The following is a 19,168-nucleotide window of genomic DNA, read 5'->3' as shown; positions in this document are numbered from 1 at the left end:
GCCATTTTTTAACTGATCAATTTCGGGATTAGAAACACAAATAGAATAGCGACCAATAAGGATATAAAGTTGCCGATCAAAAAGTAGTCGTTGGATACTTTGTTATTTTTCTGAAACCGCGTTCCAATCTTTAAAGCCCCAAAAGCGATGATGACTTGCGGGTAGCCGGTAAGTAGTCCAGTGATCAGGAATAAACGTTCTAAGATTCCTTTAAAAACTTCTCTTCTGCGCTGAATTTTGCTGTCTTTGCTTCCTTTTAACCATTTCACAATGAAATGGAAAGCAAGATTGGTTAGCAATTCCATTGCTATATAAGCAAAAATAAATAGCAAGACCCAATTCATGTTTGCTCAATTAATGTAAAAATGGTTTTCTTCAATAAGTTATATTCGTGGATCATCAAGGTTTTTCGTCGTTTCCAGATCTGATCCCGGTTCTTGTCATTCTTTTCACCCACTTCTGCATTGTTCTCATTGTTGATCATATCCAGTATTAGTTGGAAATCATCTTTCTTCCATGACAATATTATGCTATCCAGTACTTCAAATAATCGGCTCACCTGAAGCGAAAGGGTTTCGTCATCCAGCAAAAACTGAAATCGTTTGCGGTCTCTTTTTTTTGAACTTAGTAATTCTCTTGCTTTGGTGAGACCCGGTCCCATCATTTCATACGCAATATCCGGGTTGATTTCCGTTTCAATTTCTCCATGATGAACCACGTAGTGCAGCTTGAAATCGAGCGAGTGCCGCAGACATTCTTCCTCGTAAAAGAACAAGGTTTCTATGGACGTTTGCAGCGATTGCGGTATGCCCTGAAATTCATCCCCAAGTGTGATGGTGTAAGGGGAGAGGAGCTCTTTTTCGAAAGTCTCATTGCAGCTATTGGTCAGGAACTTCAATTGCTTTTGGAGCATATTTGAATCGTAGTCTTTGCTAGAGACTACATCGCCCATCAATATGTACTGTTTGTCAACCATTGATTTATCCTTGTTTATCAGATAATACTTATGTTTCAATAAAGATGAAACAAATAATAATGTTTCAAAATTAATGAAACAATGAAGGTTGTTGCAGAATCTCTGCTACATCAATAATTCAAAAGCTTTTGGAGCTGTTGATCAAGTTTGGCACTGGCCATGAACCCATTTTCAAGATTTTTATCGTGGGGAATAGGTGTGTCCATGGAGGCACAGCGCATGACCGGAGCATCCAGCCACTCAAAACATTCTTCGGAAATAATGGCAGAAATTTCACTTAGAGGGCCTAAAGTTAGCGAAGGTTCCTGAAGCAACAGTACTTTCCCGGTTTTCTGAACCGTATTTCGGATAGATTCTTTATCTAACGGAAGCAGCGTTCTAAGATCTAAAACTTCCAGCGATATGCCTTTCTGTTCATATTCTGAAGCTATCTCCAATGCCCATTGTACGCCCATTCCATAAGTGATTATGGTGGCATCGGTTCCTTCGCGTCGGATTTTCGCTTTCCCAAGCGGTTCGTAGTTTGCTTTATCGGGAATTTGAGATTTCAGGCTTCGATAGAGTTTCTTATGCTCAAAGAAAAGCACAGGATTTGGATCATAAAGCGAGCTATACAGCAGATTCATGGCATCTTCAACGGTTCCGGGAACCACCACTTTTAAACCGGGAATTTGCATGAACCAGCCTTCCACCGACTGGGAGTGATAAGGCCCGGCTCCAACGCCACCGCCGTGAGGCGCGCGGATGGTGATATTGAGAGGAGGAGCCCACCGGTAATGGGATTTAGCAATATTGTTCACGATCTGATTGAAACCGCAGGAAATGAAATCAGCAAATTGCATTTCAACTACAGGTTTAAATCCTTCTAAAGCTAAACCCATGGCGGCCCCAAGAGCCCCGGATTCTATGATCGGAGTATTCCGAATCCGGTCTTTACCAAATTGCTCTAAAAACCCTTCAGTGATCTTAAATACCCCACCGTATTCGGCGATATCCTGTCCCATGATCAGGAATCGGTCTTCTTCTTCAAACGCTTGACGGAGTGAGCTTTGGATGGCATCCACAAAACGATGCTCGTAAGTCACACCGTCCTTATGTGTCGGCAGTTGTTGAGGTTCAGCAGCATACACTTTTGAATATTCACGAGCTTCATCAAATTCGGGGTCGGGTGCAGCCAAAGCTTTATCAAGTTCTTTTTTGAAGGACTGATCGATCTCTTTGGTGATCTTCTTAAAGTCATCTTTTTCAAATAATCCTTCCGACTCCATATATTTTTCAAACCGGAGAATGGGATCCTTTTCAGCCCAGTTTTCAAACAGGACATCGGGGACGTAATGCGTACCGGAGGCTTCTTCGTGCCCTCGCATACGGAAAGTTTTGGCTTCAATGAGCACCGGCTCACCCTTTAGGGCAAGTTCTCGTGCTTTGCTTACGGTTTCCATCACTTCAAAAATGTTGTTGCCGTCTATGTTAAAACCGTGTATACCATAACCTATAGCTCGGTCTGACAGATGCTCGCATGCATATTGCTCAGAAGTGGGAGTGGAGAGTCCGTAACCATTATTCTCAATAATGAAAACCACCGGAAGCTTCCAGACGGCGGCGAGATTCAGTGCTTCGTGGAAATCACCTTCGCTGGTGGCACCATCCCCACAAAAAGAAAACGCAACAGCGTCTTCTCCTTTCAGTTTTTTGGCTAGTGCGAGTCCATCGGCCACAGGCATCATTGCCGCAAGGTGAGAGATCATTCCTATGATCTTGTGTTCCGGGATACCAAAATGAAACGAACGATCACGGCCTTGGGTAAATCCATCGGCTTTTCCGAAAAGCTGACAAAAAAGCGGATAGAGAGGGACTTCGCGCCCGGTAAAAACTCCCAGATTACGATGCATTGGTAAGATGTAATCATCCGGCTTTGTTGAAAGAGCAACGCCTACGCCAACGGCTTCCTGACCAATGCCTGAAAACCACTTGCTGATTTTATTCTGCCTGAGCAGCATCAGCATGCGTTCTTCAATTCGCCGGGGGAGTAAGAGGTTCTTATATATATAAAGCGCCTGTTCGGTAGATATCTTTTTTTCGGTAATGGCCACGCTGTTGTTTTAATTCGTTCAAATGTTACCAATCCAACAGATACGCAAAAATTAGCGGAGCTACAATAGTGGCATCCGATTCAATGATGAACTTTGGCGTGTCTATTCCCAGTTTACCCCAGGTTATCTTTTCATTGGGCACAGCTCCTGAGTATGAACCGTAGCTGGTGGTGGAATCACTGATCTGACAAAAATAGGACCACAGAGGAGTATCCTTCTTACCAAGATCCTGCTCCATCATCGGGACCACACAAATAGGGAAATCTCCGGCAATGCCGCCGCCAATCTGGAAAAATCCTATACCATTTTCAGAATTTTTCTCGTACCAGTCTGCCAAAAACATCATGTATTCTATCCCTGATTTCATGGCGTTGGGTTTGGTTTCTCCCTCAATACAATGAGAAGCAAAGAAATTGCCGCAGGTAGAATCTTCCCAGCCGGGCACAATAATAGGAATGTTCTTTTTGGCAGCAGCCAGCAGCCAGGAATCTTTGGGATCGATCTGATAATCGTTTTCCAGGTCACCGCTCAAAAGCAAATCATAAAAATATTCGTGGGGGAAATATCGCTCACCATTTTCGGAGGCTTTGACCCAACGTTTTACCAAGTGGTCCTCAATTCTTCGCATGGCTTCTTCTTCAGGGATGCAGGTATCGGTCACCCGATTGAAATGATTATCCAACAATTCCTGCTCGTCCTCAGGACTCAGATCCCGATAATTTGGAATGCGTTTGTAATGATCATGAGCTACCAGGTTGAACACATCTTCTTCTAAATTGGCACCCGTGCAGGTGATGATATGCACCTTATCCTGCCGGATCATCTCAGCCAGAGAAAGACCAAGCTCTGCGGAACTCATAGCCCCGGCCAGAGTGATCATCATCTTTGCATTATTATTTAGCTGATCCTCGTAAGCCTTTGCGGCATCAATCAATGAAGCTGCATTAAAATGTCGGTAGTGATGGGTTATAAAATTGGAAACAGGTCCTTTTTTACTCATGAATTTCAAATTTATAGCTTAGCATTTTATAGTAGAGTTTGGCAGCAAGAAATTGCGGTGCGCTTAAACCTTCGATAGGAGCAAGTTCTACAATGTCGAATCCCAATACATTCTTTTGTTCGAATACTTTTCGTAAATACTGAATCATAGGATTCCATTGCATTCCTCCGGGTTCGGGTGTTCCTGTAGCAGGCATGATGGAAGGGTCAAATACATCCAGGTCCAGGGTGATGTATACCTTATCGGTCATTTTACTGATGGAGTCTTCCATCCAATCGGTTTGACCAAACATCTCTTCCGCAAAGTAACATTTGTCTCGATCCAGATATTCAAGTTCACCGGAATCCATGCTTCGTATACCTACTTGTATTAAATTTGCGTGCTGTGAGGCATCGTAAACCGCACAAGCATGATTGTATGGGGAGCCATGATACTCCGGCCGAAGGTCGGTATGTGCATCCAATTGCAGAATGGTGATATCGGGGTGTGCTTCATAAAAAGCCTTGATGATCCCAATACTGATGGAATGCTCTCCGCCAAAAAAAGTCAAAAATTTGTGGGAAGCTAATAGTTGCTGCGTGTTTTTATATACGGTTTCAAATACAGCTTCGGGTGAAGCATCTTCCAAAATGGGATCGATAATATGAACACCCTGTTTATAAACTTCACTGTCCGTTTCAATATCGTAGATCTCCATATTCTCGGAAGCATCCAGAAAGGCTTCAAATCCTTCATCCGCGCCTTTACCCCAGGTGCTGGTTCCATCGTAGGGGATAGATTGTAGGAGAACTTTGGCATTCTCATATTTATTATGATCACCGTCAATACCGGCAAATATATGTTTATCTTTAGTCATTGTATCCCAATATGTTAAGCATGTTATCTACCGTTTGTTCATCGCGGTATACATAATCAAATAAGTTGCCGTTTTCATCTTTATCGACCACAATGTGTTTTGGGGAAGGAATGAGACAGTGCTTGATTCCACCGTATCCGCTTATGGAATCCTGGTAAGCTCCTGTATGGAAAAATCCGATGTATAATGGTTCTTCTTCATTATCCTCATAAGCAGGAAGAAGCACTTGTTGGTTCAATTCTTCAGAGTTGTAATAATCGGAATGATCGCAGCTGATGCCTCCGATATTCACCCGCTTATACTGATTTTGCCATTTGTTGAGCGGAAGCAGGATGAATTTCTCATTAATAGACCATGCATCAGGTATCGTGTTCATCAGGCTGTTGTCAACCAGGTACCAGAGCTCGGTATCGTTCTGTTGTTTCTGTTCCAGCACCTGAAAGATCACCGCTCCGCTTTCGCCCACAGTGAATTTCCCGAACTCGGTGTAAATATCCGGTTCATCGACATTAGCATCTTTGCAAGCTTCCTGGATATTGCGCACGATCTCCCCGGTGATATACTCGTAATCAAAATCAAAATTGAGGCTGTTTTGAATAGGAAATCCACCGCCGATGTTTAAGGCTGTTACCGAGGGACATTCTTTCTTTATGGCCGTAAACTGGGTTAGTGCTTTCTTGAATTCATTCCAGTAATACATGGTGTCATTTACTCCGGAATCCACGAAAAAGTGAACCATGGTAAGTTCAACGCGATCATTACCCACTATGTTCTTCTTCACAAAATCCACGATCTCCCGCTTATTGATACCCAGCCTTGAGGTGTAGTATGCTGCCTGCGGGTCTTCCTCAATTGAAATTCGCAGTCCGATCTTAATGGGTTGATCGATTTCCAGTTCCATAAGTTTATCCAGTTCCCGGATGTTATCCAGCACGGTGATGGAATTAGAAAATCCATTACTTATTAACCGGCCGATCTTTTTGATATAATCATCCGTTTTGTAGCCGTTATGGACGATGGTTTTGCTGGTATCAAAAACACCTTTCTGGTGAAGTTTTTCGATCAGGTCGATGTCGAAAGAGGAGGAAGTTTCCAGCGATACATTCTCCTTTAGTGCCGTTCGCACCACATGATTGAAGTGACAGCATTTCGTACAATAGCAAAACTCATATCGTCCGGAATAGTTGTTTTCCTGAATAGCCTTATTAAAATATTGGCGTGCGTTATTAATTTTTTCACGAATTTTAGGCAGATAGGACACTTTAAAAGGAGTGCCGTATTTTTCGATCAGTTTTTGGAGGTCAACGCCGTTAAAATGCAAGGTTCCGTCAACCAGTTCAAAACCATTCTGAGGGAAGTGGTACGTCTGGTCGATTAGGTCGAAATAATTATTCTTCATTCAATAAGTATAGGTCGTGAGGAATTAGTCAGATAATTGTTTAAAAAGAACACAAATATACGAGTTAATTGCAATGGATTGATGGTAAGGTGAAATTTTTTATGCTACTTTTTTTAGTGATTCCAATCCCAACCTCCGATAGACAGTATCACTAAAATAACAACTGGATAGAGGTTTTTATGGTATTTTCTGATCATTGATTTAGAGAACAAAGTAGCGCATCTCTCCAGATTCGCATGTTATTTACTACTATCGACTCTGGAGAGTCGATTTACTTTACCTAATGAAATTTTGATACGGATGGTCAAAAGCTAAAATCAGGGCATTCAATCTCGTTGAGCAGTAACCTAATTGAATCCGTGATTATCCGCACAATCCGCCTCATCCGTACTCCAATCTCTCTGCACAAAACAAAAAATCGGCGTAGATTTCGACCATGCACAGCAAATTATGCGGATTACTTTTTGGAGTGATGTTTTTTGCATCGGGATTTCTTCAGGCCCAGGAAACCGGATTCCATGTCTATGAAAATGATTCCAAGATCGCTCTTCCTGACTCGGTTCAGCTAAAGCTATCGGCGCAGTCAGATCCCCCGCGAGTCATATTGTTACAATGGCTTTTCGCAGATGGATATTTGAATGCTTCGATCGACTCTATCCGGCAAAACAGAGCTTATATTAACAGAAATTGTGCATTTGATCTTCAGGAAATTCAGTGGCGTTATTCCGGGGAGCGAGACACAACGATTACTCAAAATATCGGAATCCGATTTACACAGCAGCAATTACAGCGGCAGATCGAATCGCGGCTTTATGTTTTAGCAGTGGAAGGCTTTCCGTTTGCAAGAGCAGAGATCCTCCGGTTCAACCCGCAGTATGAAGAGTGTTCGGTTTCAGTGTATGTAAATATTGAAACTGGAGAGAAAGCCATGGCTACGGATATCTATTTTTCAGGAGCCAAAGCCAATGACCGGAGGTATTTGAAGAAAGTATCACGGTTTCAGACTGGAGAGCTCATCACCCCGAATTACCTGCGTTTTTTGCGATCCAACTTGAATGCGGCTGAGTTGTTTAATTTCGTAGGAGAGGGACAGATCTTGTTACGGGAAGGTGAGCCGGTCATCGTATTTGAGGTTCAGGAACGTTCGCTGAATCAGTTTGACGGACTGTTAGGCTACGTGCCCGATGCTGCCGGAAACGGGCAAATTGTGGGCGATGTGGAGCTTTCGTTGTGGAATGTGCTTACGCAGGGGAACGGAATCAATTTCCACTACCAGCGACTGCGACCGGAAACCAGCGAGCTGGAAGTGGGGGTTTCCCAGGATTGGATCGGGGAGATTCCCGTCGGGGTTTCGGCAGGTTTTCAGTTTTACCAGAATGATACCACCTATCAATCGCGCGATTTTGAGCTGGGAGGATATTACCGCATTTCCGGAGGATTCAAGCTGACGGGCGGTATCGGGTTTCAGGCGAGTACATCGGGAGGAAATGTGCCGGTGATCGTAGAGCCCGACGGCCGGAAACGCACGGCCCGACTCGGGTTCGAATACACCAATCTGAACCGGTTTGATGTGCCGACTTCAGGAAATCAGCTTTCGGTGAGTTATGGTATCGCAAACAAAAACCTGCAGGAAGATTCAACCGGATCTTTCATTCAAAACACCCTTCACCTGGAAGCCCGGCAGTATATTCCCATTTTTGATCAAAGTGTGATTGCATTGTCGATGCAAGGCTTTTTGCTGGAAGCCGACCGGGTGACTATTAACGACCTGATCCGCTTTGGTGGGGCGAATTCCTTCCGTGGCTACGCCGAAGAACAATTTCGGGCCGGACAATTACTTTGGGGAGATGTAGAATACCAATTCTTATTGGATCGGCAGTCCTACTTATTTGTTTTCGGTGCGGTTGGAAGATATCATCGACCTAAATTACTGACTGAAATCAACAACCAATTCCAAACGACAAACACGCTAACCTCAACAGGATTTGGCCTCAGCTACCAAACCCGCATTGGTAGACTGAAATTTACTTATGCCGTTTCTCCGGAGGAAAGCATTGCAAATGGGAAGGTGCATTTTGGGATAAGGACGGAGTTGTAGATTGGGTATTCATATGGCGTAATGTAGTCCTTGAAGCTCCAGCTTAATCTCGTTCCGGTGCTCCGCTCCGGAATGCCCAATTGAGGCTCAGCCTCAAACTTCAAACAGGGATAATACGACCAGCAAATCATACTTCTTAACCTCGTTACGAAGCTCCGGCTTCGTAATGCAGTCTTGGAAGCTCCAGCTTCATATTCATATTCTTATGTACCGACAAAAGAACCAACCCTGAGCAGTCGGGGCGGCTTCGAAAAAAAGCTAAAGCAGTCTTCATTCTGCTCTTTTCTCTAAGGCCGAATTCGCAAACCAATAACTCCAAAGTTGTCATTCCGAGTGCGTAGTGAGTAGTAAAGGAGTTACTTTCAATCACGAGGGATCTCAACGTTTACTACATCTTGCTAAATTAGCTCTTGAGACTCCTCGCGAAAACCATTCTAAACACAAATCAGTATCTACCGCTCGGAGTGACAACATTGGGGTTTTATATAAGTTGCTCAGTTTGGCCAACCATTAGTTTCCCGCCCTGCCTTAGCCGCCAAGCAGCCTCTGCGGGAATGACGTTGTCAAAAACCGTTCAAGATTCATTGTTCAATATTGAGTGTTCGGAATTCAAAAGAGTTGCTCTGTGTGCTTACATGCTTTATATTCCGATCGAATTTATTGAATGCTTATAAAGAAAGACCGAGGGATGGGCCCTTTGACGTCTTGGCAACCATGCCGCCATAATAGTTTATGGGCGGGACAGGTGCCAAATCCCACTCCGCACAAAACAACTTAGGTGCGGGGAAAGATAAGCGAGCTGATCCCTCACCGACTCTTTCTGTATAAGCCAATCTCAAACGGAAAAGAGTGAACATTAAAGACGTTTTACAAGACCGCATTTTGATCCTTGATGGCGCCATGGGAACCATGATTCAGCGCTATAAGCTTAAGGAAGCCGATTTTCGTGGTGAGCGATTTACGGATCATCCCGACGACCTACAGGGTAATAACGACCTGCTCAGCCTAACCCGGCCCGATATCATTCAGGCTATTCATGAAGAATATTTAGAAGCCGGAGCTGATATCGTGGAGACCAATACCTTTAGCGGAACGAGCATCGCTCAGGCTGATTATGGATTGGAATCCATTGTCTACGAATTGAACAAGCAGTCGGCCGAGATTGCACGCAAAGCCACGGACAAATTCACCCAGCAAAACCCGGATAAACCGCGCTTTGTAGCCGGTTCCATGGGACCCACAAATAAAACGGCTTCGATCTCGCCGGAAGTCACCGATCCCGGCTACCGCGCCGTCACCTTCGATGAACTCGCGGAGGCCTACAAAGAACAGGCTCGCGGACTGATGGATGGCGGTGCAGATGTACTGCTGGTAGAAACCATTTTCGATACGCTAAACGCCAAAGCCGCACTATTCGCCATTCAGGAATTGTTTGAAGAGCGGGGAGAAGAATTGCCGATCATGGTTTCCGGGACCATTACGGACGCCTCGGGCAGGACTCTTTCCGGACAGACCGTAGAGGCGTTTTTGATCTCTATTTCTCATGCACCGATTTTAAGTGTGGGATTCAACTGCGCGTTGGGAGCCAAGCAGCTCAAGCCATATTTGCAAAATCTATCCGATCGATCTCCATTTTTCATTAGCGCCTATCCCAATGCCGGACTGCCGAATGAATTCGGGGAATATGATGAAGGACCCGATGAAATGGGAAGTCAGGTAAAAGAATACCTAGAAGATGGCCTGGTGAATATCCTCGGCGGTTGTTGCGGCACCACGCCGGCACACATCACCAAAATGGCTGAACTGGCAAAAGATTACGACCCCCGAAAAGTTAAAAGTAAAGGTATGGTGGTATGATGAATTTCCAACCAAAAGAAATAAACTTCGTTCTCCATCTGACGACTGAAGTGAGGTTAAGAAAGTTGAATCAAGCGCAGGAGTCGTCTGATGGATTTGAAAGGCAAAGCTCGTGGCAACAAATCGTCAGAGGGGCTTTGAGCCGTCAGATGATGAGCTGGAATTGCAAACACAACCAAGAGCTTCATCTGACGACTGAAGCTAAGGCCATAAATTCTGAACAGGCCGAGAAGTCGTCCGATGAATCAAAAAGGCACAGACCTTGGCAACAAATCGTCAGACGAACCTGGATTCGTCGGATGATGGGATGGAATTTTAAATATTGTTGTAACTAAATGAAGACTTTACCTCTTACGCTTAGCGGACTTGAACCTCTCATCATCACCGAAGATTCGAACTTTGTGAATGTGGGAGAGCGGACCAACGTAACCGGCTCCAAACGCTTTCTGAATACCATCAAAGAAAAAGATTACGACAAGGCGTTGAAGATCGCGCTGGATCAGGTGCAGGGCGGGGCGCAGATCCTGGATGTGAATATGGACGAAGGCATGCTGGACAGTGCCGAAGAAATGACCAATTTCCTCAACCTCATTGCTTCAGATCCCGATATCGCTAAGATCCCGATCATGGTAGATTCCTCGAAATGGGAAGTGATCCTTGCCGGACTTAAATGTATGCAAGGCAAAGGCGTAGTCAATTCAATTAGCTTAAAAGATGGGGAAGAGGAATTCCTGCGACGAGCCAAGATCGTTCGCCGGTTTGGAGCTGCGGTGATCTGCATGGCTTTTGATGAAGACGGTCAGGCTGACACGCTTCCGCGACGAAAAGAAATTTGCGGAAGAGCTTACAAACTGCTGACTGAAGAAGCTGGTTTTCATCCTTCTGATATTATCCTCGATCCCAACATTTTTCCGGTGGCAACGGGGATGGAAGAGCATCGGCGGAATGCACTGGATTTCTTTTTGGCAGCCAAATGGATCCGTGAAAATCTACCCGGTGCACATGTGATCGGAGGAGTGAGTAACGTATCGTTTTCCTTTCGGGGGAATAATCGCGTTCGCGAAGCCATTCACTCTGCCTTTTTGTATCACGCCATCGAGCATGGAATGGATATGGGAATTGTGAACCCGACTCAGCTTGAAGTGTACGATGATATTCCTGAAGATCTACTTGAGCGTGTTGAGGATGTATTATTTGATAAGAGGGATGATGCCACCGAACGACTGCTGGAAATTGCTGAGGAGTATAAAGGTGAAGGTTCATCCGTCAAAAAGAAACAGGACGATGAGTGGCGGCAGAAATCGGTGGAAGAGCGCTTGAAGTATTCGCTGGTTAAGGGTATCAATGAGTTTGTGGAAGAAGATACCGAGGAAGCCCGGCAGAAGATCGGGAGTCCGCTGGAAGTGATCGAAGGTCCGCTGATGGACGGTATGAATGTGGTCGGTGATCTGTTTGGAGCCGGGAAGATGTTCTTGCCCCAAGTAGTAAAAAGTGCACGGGTGATGAAGCAGGCAGTAGCCTATCTCACTCCGTTTTTAGAAGAAGAAAAGAAGCAAAATAAAGATACAAGTGATCAGCCTAAAGTATTGCTGGCCACTGTGAAAGGCGACGTTCATGATATCGGAAAGAATATCGTAAGCGTAGTTTTGGCCTGCAACAATTACCATGTAATAGATCTTGGAGTAATGGTTCCTGCCGATAAAATTCTGGATGAAGCCGAAAAGCATAAGGTGGATGCCATCGGACTCAGTGGCTTGATAACGCCCTCACTGGATGAGATGATCACTGTGGCACGGGAGATGAAAAAGCGGGGTATGGATCTGCCACTCATGATCGGTGGAGCCACGACCTCCAGACTTCACACCGCTGTGAAGATCGACCCGGAATATGACAGCTCCGTGGTACATGTGCTGGATGCTTCCCGGGCGGTTGCTATGGCCGGTGATATCATCAACCCGAAGAAAAGGGAAGCAGTGAAAGCGGAGATCAAAAAGGAATATGCCGAACTGCGGGAACTGCATGAAAATCGGCAGAATAAGAAGGAATTGTTGCCCTTTGAAGAAGCAAGATCAAATAAAACAAAGATAGAGTGGGAAGGATATGAACCGCCCAAGCCATCATTTCTTGGGAATAAGGTATTTGAAGATTATCCGATCTCAGAACTGAGAAATTACATCGACTGGTCGCCGTTTTTCAGAACTTGGATGCTGACGGGTAAATATCCGGATATCCTGGAGGATGACGAAGTTGGAAAGCAAGCGCAGTCTCTTTTTGATGATGCGCAGGCTTTACTGGATGAGATCATTGAGAAGGATTTATTGCAAGCTAAATCAGTTATAGGGTTTTATCCTGCAACAGCTTACGGAGATGATATAAAACTATTTGAAGGAGCGGATCTATCCGAAATAAAGACCAAATTTCATTTTTTAAGGCAACAAACGAAGAAGCGATCGGGGCAGCCAAATTCAAGTTTAAGTGATTATATCGCACCTCATGAAGTGGGCATTACCGACTACATTGGCTTTTTTGCCGTCACGGCCGGAATTGGTATCGAAAAACTTATCGAAAGGTTTGAATCAGAGAACGATGACTATAACGTCATATTAGTGAAAGCCGTGGCCGATCGACTTGCGGAAGCTTTTGCGGAGCGCATGCATGAGCGAGTCCGAAAGGAATTCTGGGGCTATTCCGATGAAGAAAGTTTCAGCAACGAAGAATTGATTGCTGAGAAATATTCCGGAATTCGTCCCGCTCCGGGTTATCCGGCCTGTCCCGATCACACTGAAAAACGCATTCTATTTGATCTGCTGGAGGTAGAAAAGAACACATCGATCAAACTCACTGAATCTTTTGCGATGTACCCGGCCTCATCCGTGAGCGGATTTTATTTTTCGCATCCGGAGTCACGCTATTTCCGGGTTGGCAATATTGGCGAGGATCAGGTGATTGATTATGCTCAACGAAAATCATGCACGAAAGAGGAAGTCGAGAAATGGCTTTCTCCTAATTTAGACTACGACCCTTATTCATCATGAAAGTAACCGAACACATTAAGAAAGCGAATGGCAACACTTTGTTTTCATTCGAGGTGCTTCCGCCGCTTAAAGGACAAAACATTCGATCCCTTTTTGATCATATGGATCCGCTGATGGAATTCAATCCGCCTTTTGTGGATGTGACTTATCACCGGGAAGAATATGTGTACAAAAAGCATGATAACGGGCTTTTGGAGCGGAAAACGGTGCGTAAACGTCCCGGGACTGTTGGTATTTGTGCGGCTATTCAAAACCACTACAAAGTGGATGCAGTGCCTCATATTATCTGTGGAGGATTCTCTAAAGAAGATACCGAAAACGCTCTCATCGATCTCAATTTCCTGGGCATCGATAATGTGTTACTAATTCAGGGGGATACCCGAAAACCGGAGCGGGAATTTGTTCCGGAGCCGGATGGGCATGCTTATGCTTCAGAGCTGATCGAGCAAGTGGTGGACTTGAACAAGGGCATTTATCTGGATGAAGAATTGGAGAACGCTAAACCTTCGGATTTTTGCATTGGCGTAGCCGGTTATCCCGAGAAACATTTTGCGGCTCCCAATATGGAAACCGATCTCAAATATCTGAAGCTAAAGCAGCAGAAGGGTGCGGATTATATCGTCACCCAAATGTTTTTTGACAATCAACAGTATTTTAATTTTGTACAGAAATGTCGTGATAATGGTATTACACTCCCGATCGTCCCGGGCTTAAAGCCTATCACTTCCTCCAAGCAGCTCACGATCTTGCCTCAGCTGTTTCATGTGGATCTGCCGATGGAGCTCACTAAAGAAGTGGAAAAATGTAAAGATCGCGATCAGGTTCGTCAAGTTGGTATAGAATGGACTATCCAACAATCCAAAGAGTTGATGGAATTTGGAGTGCCAAGTCTTCACTATTACTCGATGGGGAAATCAGCATCGGTGTATGAGGTAGCCAAAGAGTTGTTTTAGCAGATACTAATCAGATCGGCTCTATTTCTCGTTGCAGACAATGTTCCAGCGCCCGGTGCAGATTGGTCATTTGCCGGTGTCCCAACTTTTGTCCTGAGTAGGCTACAAGATAAAGGCTGAGAAAAACCAAAGTTAATATCGGAACAAACCAAAGGACGGTTGCGGGTTGGCCTAACGACCAAAAAGAAAGTCCGATCATAGACACAATGAGTATCGCAAAAGCGATAACAGCATAGAAGAACACAAACATAGTCCACACAGAAGGCTTTGGCCCATAAAGACCACGTACTTTGGTTAAGCTTTCCTCAGTATCTAAGGTGATGGTAAGTTGTGGAGACCAAAAATGCTGTTCATTTTCAGGAGGCCAAAAAGTGGCATATCCTTCAGTAGATTCTCCTCCACACCGGCATTCATCTTTATTGAGGTAATCTTTGATCCGCAGGTTGATCTCCTGTACTGAAAGATCAGTTTCAACATAAATTCTCGGGCGAATTCGCTTGAACTTAATGTGCTGTTCCATAACGGCTAATTATGGATTTTTATCCGTTGAAATCAAGAAGTATGCGGCTGTAGTCCAAAAATTTCTTAAGAAAGGAATATGCTGAAATGGAGTTATCAATCCTTTTGGTTGAAGCCCAAACTTCCATTGATAAATGGGATTGAAGAGCCAATATTTTTTGCGATTGATCTTCCATCCATTAGTGCGAACGATCTTATGAAACCCTTCAATGGTAAGATGGGTGCTTTTGATATCGAGCAGTCCTTCAACCTTTTCATCTTTTTCGCCTCCGGCTTTCAATATTAACCGGTATAAACTATTCGGGAGAATATGATAGTAGGGAAGCTTATTCAAAAATTTATTATCAGCCAGCTGCTGATGCCCCCCAAAAGGCATGTACCAGGGTGGAAAGGCAAAGAAAACGTGTCCGTCAGGTTTGATAAATTTCTTCAGCTCAACAATAAACCGTTCGTGCCCGTGAATGTGTTCAATCACATCTTTTAAGATCACCAGGTCGAACAATTCCTCAAATTCTTTGTCAGGCTCGATATTGAAGATATCCTCCGCAATAAACCGAATTTGCCCCCTTTCAAACTCCTCCGAAAGAAATTCCCTGGCCAGTTTCACGCGATGTGGAGAAAGTTCTATGCCCACACAGTGATGTCCGAGTTCTGTGAATGCTTTTAAAACTCCGGCTTCCGCACAGCCGATCTCAAGAATACGTAAAGGTTTTCTTTTAGGAAGGAAATCCTTAACAAAAGGAAGAATATATTCTTTTGAAGTCTGGTACTGCATGTTGAAATACCGGTCTTTATCCTTGTGAAAATCATACATGCTTAGTTCCTTTTCCTTAAATCCATTCCTGATCTTCTATGGAAACCGTGTTTTCCGTTTGAGCTGAACCGGTGTGTTGCGTTGACTTTGGTTCCATCAACATCACCCAGCATTCTTCTTCTGCAATGGGAAGGTGATCCACTCCTGCGGGGACGATAAATAGTTCGCCCTCTTTCAGTAAAACGTCATTTCTATCCCTGAATTTAAGCAGGAGTGATCCTTTCACGATATAAAACAGCTCATCCTCTTGTTCATGATCATGCCAAATAAATTCCCCTTTCAGTTTGGCGATTTTTACAAACTGATCATTTAATTCCCCGATGATCTTTGGAGTCCAGTATTCATCAAAAAGCTCAAATTTCTCTTTCAGGTTAGCTTTGAGCATGTTTAAAAATCTTGATTAGTTTCTCGTTCAGGTTTTTTTCCACTACAGGCTGGAATTCTTTTCCGGTCAGCATCTTAAATAATTCTGCGTACCGTTCAAAAACCTGCATACGAAATTCGTCGGGAAGATCGGGCAGGACCTGACCTTCAAGGCCCTGAAAGTCATGCTCCATCAGCCATTCGCGTAAAAACTCCTTGGAAAGCTGTTTTTGTTGCTCGCCCTTTATCTGTCGTTCTTCATAACCCTTCAGGTAAAAATACCGGGAAGAATCGGTGGTATGAACTTCGTCTATCAGCGTTAGTTCTCCATTGAATACACCAAATTCATACTTCGTATCCACGAGGATCAATCCTTGTTCAGCGGCAACTTTTGTTCCGCGTTCAAACAGCTTAAAGGCGGTATCCTTGATCTTATTCCAAAGCTCCGGGTCTACTATCTTGCGGGAGAGGATCTCTTTTTCGGAAATATCTTCGTCATGACCTTCTTCCGCTTTCGTGGCCGGTGTTAGAATTGGAGTCGGGAATTTATCATGTTCTTTAAGCCCCTCAGGCATTGCAACACCACAAAGGGTTCGCTTGCCTGATCTGTACTCTCGCCAGGCATGTCCGGTGAGGTAACCACGTACAACCACTTCAATAGGAACCGTATCACACTTTTTGGCAATGGTGACGTTTGGGTGCGGCACATCAATAACATGCGTTGCTACAATATCCTTTATCTTCTCAAACGAAAAGGCGGCAAGCTGATTCAGGATCTGTCCTTTGAACGGGATCGCCTGCTTCATGATAAAGTCAAAAGCGGAAATCCGATCGGTTACTACGATCCCGAGTTTCTCATTCCCCAGATCATACACTTCCCGAACTTTGCCTTTATAGGGGGTTGGGTAGCCGGGAACCGAAGTTTTGGTGATGCAGTTATCTAATGCTTCCTGAACTGAAAAAGAGGTGCTCACTATTTTTATTTCTTCATGTTTTGGGTTGAACCGCGCTGTACCAGAACCGGATTAATAGTCGTTTGATAAAGCTCATCACTTGGTTTTTCAATCACTTCTGCCAACCTTTTCGTTGCTTGAACGCCAATGGTATACATCTTTTGATCAACAGTAGTCAGGTCAAGATATTTGCTGAGCTTGATATTATCATAACCCATAATGGCAATATCGTTTGGTACGCGCATGCCTAATTTTGAAAGCGCATAAATAGCTCCTACGGCCTGGGTATCATTAGAGCAAAAGATAGCATCCGGGAACCTGCCCAGCTTTTCATACTTGTAGATGGCTTCGAAACCGGCTTCTTCTGTAAAGCCACCATGCTTAGTGGTATCGCCACTCATAAAAAGCTCTTCATCGATCTTCATTTTATAATTTTTGAGGGCATCTTTGAAGCCTCTCATACGCTCTTTGGAACTTTGAGACTCCACAATGGTAGTTATCATTCCAAGATTTTCAAATCCCTGCTTCACCAAATGTTCACCGGCTAAGTATCCACCCTGGTAATCATTTAGCATGAAGTAATTATAGGAGGGGTGCGATGAGTTTACCAGCACGGCCGGTGTTTGGGTAGCCTGCATCAATTCATGAACACGGTCGCTCACATTGATGGAAAGAAGGATAACGGCGTCGGCGGTGCCTCTGTCAAAAAAGTTTTGAACACCTTCCTCCGGGTCTTTCGACCCGGTATTGTACATAATGATATCGAGATCCATTTTCTTGATCTCATCCTTTACACCTTTCAGTACTTCATTAAAATAAGGGGTGGTGAATGAAGGAACAGCAATTGCCAGCATTTGAGGCTCTTTGCTAGCCAGTTTTCGGGCGCTAACCTGGGGACGGAAATTCAATTCCTTGATTGCTTTTTGGACCTTCTCTTTTGTCTTCTCTGATACATTTTCTGACCCATTCAATACGCGCGAAACAGTAGAAATTGCGACCTCAGCCTGTTTAGCAACCTCATAGATTGTTACTTTTTTATTCATTTGGCTTAATTATTTAGCTGTAATTGTTGTATGGGTTAATTAGATTAAGATATATTAAACGATTAATATAACCATTTCAATAAACAAGTATAAATATATCCTTCTGAAAATGTTATTACCAAATAATTATAAATGCCGGGAACGTTTTTAAATGTTTTTGAGCTTTAGCTAAAAGACATCAAGATTATGACGAACCTGCTGAGTATTCCATATCACCTACTAAGACCTCTGTATGAGAAGACTTCCTTTCACCGGTCGGTGATCGAAGATCTTCAGGATGATGGTTTGAAGCAAGCCTACTCGCATTGCAGGCTTATCACAAAAGAGCACGCCAAGACCTTTTACATGGCCACGAGATTTCTTCCCAATGAAAAGCAGAGGGGGATCTTTGCGATCTATGGGCTTTGCAGATATCTCGATGACTTGGTGGATGAGGCCGAAGACTTGATTCTTAATAAGGCTATTACGGTGGAGCAGGTTGAAGAAAAATTAAGCACCTTCAAGGATCATCTCATTCGAGTATACAACGGCGAATGTGCAAACGACCCTATCCTTAAAGCATTTTCAGATACGCTCCTTCAATATGATATTTCCATTGAACTTCCTTTACTGCTGATGGATGGGGTAAAGACCGATTTGGTTAAATCACGTTTTGAGAATTTTGAAGAGGTATATGACTATTCCTATAAAGTTGCCTCTGTGGTTGGTCTGATGACCAGCGAAGTATTTGGCTACACGAATCCTAAGGCACTTGATTATGCGGTTGATTTGGGAATTGCTATGCAGCTTACCAATATTCTCCGGGATGTTGGGGAGGATTTGCAAAGAGGCCGAATTTATTTACCGCAGGATGAATTAAAGCAATTTGATATTTCAGAACAGCAACTCTTTCAAAACCGGAAAGATGAAAACTTTATAGAGTTGATGAAGTTTCAGATCGAACGTGCCCGGGAATATTACAGACGTGCGGATATAGGAATTTCTATGCTTTCAAGTGACAGCCGGCTGCCGGTTTATCTTGCTCGCCATAATTACAGCCGCATCCTGAACAAGATCGAAGAAAACGAATACAACGTTTTTGATACCCGGGCATATCTTAATTACACGGAGAAGCTGTCTATTCTGCCCCGTGTTTTTATGGAAATGAAATCAGCCAGTTAATACCGCTAATCTACGTGGAGAATCATTGCGTAAAGTCCTATCATTAGA

Annotated in this window: 18 protein-coding genes and 1 riboswitch; of the genes, 6 read left to right on the top strand and 12 right to left on the bottom strand. The window is 44.0% G+C overall.

Annotated features, from left to right (window positions below; all coding sequences use genetic code 11):
• Positions 1 to 8: 8 nt before the first annotated feature.
• The 6 genes from B151_RS0107865 to B151_RS0107840 form a co-directional block, all read right to left on the bottom strand.
• Positions 9 to 344, bottom strand: a complete 336-nt coding sequence (locus B151_RS0107865) for a hypothetical protein (RefSeq protein ID WP_020403072.1) — start codon at positions 342 to 344, stop codon at positions 9 to 11.
• Positions 341 to 976, bottom strand: a complete 636-nt coding sequence (locus B151_RS0107860; protein ID WP_020403071.1) for a SatD family protein — start codon at positions 974 to 976, stop codon at positions 341 to 343. Before B151_RS0107860 ends, B151_RS0107865 begins: the two co-directional genes overlap by 4 nt.
• Positions 977 to 1,086: 110 nt before the next feature.
• On the bottom strand, positions 1,087 to 3,069 hold the full coding sequence (locus B151_RS0107855; protein WP_020403070.1) for an alpha-ketoacid dehydrogenase subunit alpha/beta: 1,983 nt from the start codon (positions 3,067 to 3,069) through the stop codon (positions 1,087 to 1,089).
• Positions 3,070 to 3,094: 25 nt separating this feature from the next.
• Complete coding sequence (locus B151_RS0107850) at positions 3,095 to 4,069, bottom strand: deoxyhypusine synthase family protein (protein ID WP_020403069.1); 975 nt, start codon at positions 4,067 to 4,069, stop codon at positions 3,095 to 3,097.
• Positions 4,062 to 4,925 carry an agmatinase gene (speB, locus tag B151_RS0107845; protein WP_020403068.1) on the bottom strand — a complete coding sequence of 288 codons (864 nt, stop codon included), beginning with the start codon at positions 4,923 to 4,925 and terminating at the stop codon, positions 4,062 to 4,064. Before speB ends, B151_RS0107850 begins: the two co-directional genes overlap by 8 nt.
• Entirely contained in the window at positions 4,918 to 6,324 is a 1,407-nt protein-coding gene (locus B151_RS0107840) for a type III PLP-dependent enzyme domain-containing protein (protein ID WP_020403067.1), read from the bottom strand. Before B151_RS0107840 ends, speB begins: the two co-directional genes overlap by 8 nt.
• A 436-nt stretch (positions 6,325 to 6,760) precedes the next feature.
• Between B151_RS0107840 and B151_RS0107835 the strand changes: the two genes are divergently transcribed.
• Complete coding sequence (locus B151_RS0107835; RefSeq protein ID WP_020403066.1) at positions 6,761 to 8,422, top strand: BamA/TamA family outer membrane protein; 1,662 nt, start codon at positions 6,761 to 6,763, stop codon at positions 8,420 to 8,422.
• Between the two features lie 145 nt (positions 8,423 to 8,567).
• Here B151_RS0107835 and B151_RS20400 read toward each other — a convergent pair whose 3' ends face one another.
• Positions 8,568 to 8,696 carry a hypothetical protein gene (locus B151_RS20400; RefSeq protein ID WP_281103932.1) on the bottom strand — a complete coding sequence of 43 codons (129 nt, stop codon included), beginning with the start codon at positions 8,694 to 8,696 and terminating at the stop codon, positions 8,568 to 8,570.
• A 391-nt stretch (positions 8,697 to 9,087) separates the two neighbouring features.
• Positions 9,088 to 9,219, top strand: a riboswitch (SAM riboswitch).
• 52 nt (positions 9,220 to 9,271) lie between these two features.
• Between B151_RS20400 and B151_RS0107830 the strand changes: the two genes are divergently transcribed.
• Genes B151_RS0107830 through B151_RS0107815 form a run of 4 tightly spaced genes read left to right on the top strand, consistent with a single transcriptional unit; the run spans position 9,272 to position 14,267 of the window.
• Entirely contained in the window at positions 9,272 to 10,279 is a 1,008-nt protein-coding gene (locus tag B151_RS0107830) for a homocysteine S-methyltransferase family protein (RefSeq protein ID WP_020403065.1), read from the top strand.
• The gene (locus B151_RS0107825; protein WP_020403064.1) at positions 10,276 to 10,614 is read left to right on the top strand and encodes a hypothetical protein; all 339 of its coding nucleotides are present in this window, start codon (positions 10,276 to 10,278) and stop codon (positions 10,612 to 10,614) included. Before B151_RS0107830 ends, B151_RS0107825 begins: the two co-directional genes overlap by 4 nt.
• Positions 10,615 to 13,314: a methionine synthase gene (metH, locus tag B151_RS0107820; RefSeq protein ID WP_020403063.1), complete on the top strand. Its 2,700-nt coding sequence runs from the start codon at positions 10,615 to 10,617 to the stop codon at positions 13,312 to 13,314.
• Entirely contained in the window at positions 13,311 to 14,267 is a 957-nt protein-coding gene (locus B151_RS0107815; protein WP_020403062.1) for a methylenetetrahydrofolate reductase, read from the top strand. The genes metH and B151_RS0107815 overlap by 4 nt, the downstream gene beginning before the upstream one ends.
• A gap of 10 nt (positions 14,268 to 14,277) precedes the next feature.
• Here the strand turns inward: B151_RS0107815 and B151_RS0107810 are convergent, their stop codons facing one another.
• From B151_RS0107810 to B151_RS0107790, 5 genes are read right to left on the bottom strand one after another with little or no spacing between them, the layout of a single operon-like run.
• Positions 14,278 to 14,787: a hypothetical protein gene (locus tag B151_RS0107810; RefSeq protein WP_020403061.1), complete on the bottom strand. Its 510-nt coding sequence runs from the start codon at positions 14,785 to 14,787 to the stop codon at positions 14,278 to 14,280.
• Positions 14,788 to 14,796: 9 nt separating this feature from the next.
• On the bottom strand, positions 14,797 to 15,600 hold the full coding sequence (locus tag B151_RS0107805) for a class I SAM-dependent methyltransferase (RefSeq protein WP_020403060.1): 804 nt from the start codon (positions 15,598 to 15,600) through the stop codon (positions 14,797 to 14,799).
• 16 nt (positions 15,601 to 15,616) lie between these two features.
• Complete coding sequence (locus tag B151_RS0107800; protein ID WP_020403059.1) at positions 15,617 to 15,985, bottom strand: cupin domain-containing protein; 369 nt, start codon at positions 15,983 to 15,985, stop codon at positions 15,617 to 15,619.
• Positions 15,972 to 16,937 carry a phosphoribosylaminoimidazolesuccinocarboxamide synthase gene (locus tag B151_RS0107795; RefSeq protein ID WP_020403058.1) on the bottom strand — a complete coding sequence of 322 codons (966 nt, stop codon included), beginning with the start codon at positions 16,935 to 16,937 and terminating at the stop codon, positions 15,972 to 15,974. The genes B151_RS0107800 and B151_RS0107795 overlap by 14 nt, the downstream gene beginning before the upstream one ends.
• Positions 16,938 to 16,942: 5 nt before the next feature.
• A complete protein-coding gene (locus B151_RS0107790) occupies positions 16,943 to 17,959 on the bottom strand; it encodes a LacI family DNA-binding transcriptional regulator (RefSeq protein WP_020403057.1) in 1,017 nt (338 codons plus the stop codon).
• A gap of 186 nt (positions 17,960 to 18,145) precedes the next feature.
• Here B151_RS0107790 and B151_RS0107785 point away from each other — a divergent pair, with 186 nt between their 5' ends.
• Positions 18,146 to 19,120 carry a phytoene/squalene synthase family protein gene (locus tag B151_RS0107785; RefSeq protein WP_020403056.1) on the top strand — a complete coding sequence of 325 codons (975 nt, stop codon included), beginning with the start codon at positions 18,146 to 18,148 and terminating at the stop codon, positions 19,118 to 19,120.
• The last annotated feature ends 48 nt before the right edge of the window (positions 19,121 to 19,168 follow it).

Source organism: Gracilimonas tropica DSM 19535 (assembly GCF_000375425.1).
In the GTDB taxonomy this organism is placed as follows: domain Bacteria; phylum Bacteroidota; class Rhodothermia; order Balneolales; family Balneolaceae; genus Gracilimonas; species Gracilimonas tropica.
The sequence above is the reverse complement of the archived record's forward strand: the minus strand, read 5'-3'. Positions and strand labels throughout refer to the sequence as shown.

Excerpts from the sequence above, each read along its gene's own strand:
- B151_RS0107790 (WP_020403057.1), bottom strand. The coding sequence starts at position 17,959 with ATGAATAAAAAAGTAACAATCTATGAGGTTGCTAAACAGGCTGAGGTC.
- B151_RS0107805 (WP_020403060.1), bottom strand. The coding sequence starts at position 15,600 with ATGTATGATTTTCACAAGGATAAAGACCGGTATTTCAACATGCAGTAC.
- B151_RS20400 (WP_281103932.1), bottom strand. The coding sequence starts at position 8,696 with ATGAAGACTGCTTTAGCTTTTTTTCGAAGCCGCCCCGACTGCTCAGGG.
- metH (WP_020403063.1), top strand. The coding sequence starts at position 10,615 with ATGAAGACTTTACCTCTTACGCTTAGCGGACTTGAACCTCTCATCATC.
- B151_RS0107865 (WP_020403072.1), bottom strand. The coding sequence starts at position 344 with ATGAATTGGGTCTTGCTATTTATTTTTGCTTATATAGCAATGGAATTG.
- speB (WP_020403068.1), bottom strand. The coding sequence starts at position 4,925 with ATGACTAAAGATAAACATATATTTGCCGGTATTGACGGTGATCATAAT.
- B151_RS0107825 (WP_020403064.1), top strand. The coding sequence starts at position 10,276 with ATGATGAATTTCCAACCAAAAGAAATAAACTTCGTTCTCCATCTGACG.
- B151_RS0107810 (WP_020403061.1), bottom strand. The coding sequence starts at position 14,787 with ATGGAACAGCACATTAAGTTCAAGCGAATTCGCCCGAGAATTTATGTT.
- B151_RS0107815 (WP_020403062.1), top strand. The coding sequence starts at position 13,311 with ATGAAAGTAACCGAACACATTAAGAAAGCGAATGGCAACACTTTGTTT.
- B151_RS0107785 (WP_020403056.1), top strand. The coding sequence starts at position 18,146 with ATGACGAACCTGCTGAGTATTCCATATCACCTACTAAGACCTCTGTAT.
- B151_RS0107850 (WP_020403069.1), bottom strand. The coding sequence starts at position 4,069 with ATGAGTAAAAAAGGACCTGTTTCCAATTTTATAACCCATCACTACCGA.
- B151_RS0107800 (WP_020403059.1), bottom strand. The coding sequence starts at position 15,985 with ATGCTCAAAGCTAACCTGAAAGAGAAATTTGAGCTTTTTGATGAATAC.
- B151_RS0107860 (WP_020403071.1), bottom strand. The coding sequence starts at position 976 with ATGGTTGACAAACAGTACATATTGATGGGCGATGTAGTCTCTAGCAAA.
- B151_RS0107835 (WP_020403066.1), top strand. The coding sequence starts at position 6,761 with ATGCACAGCAAATTATGCGGATTACTTTTTGGAGTGATGTTTTTTGCA.
- B151_RS0107840 (WP_020403067.1), bottom strand. The coding sequence starts at position 6,324 with ATGAAGAATAATTATTTCGACCTAATCGACCAGACGTACCACTTCCCT.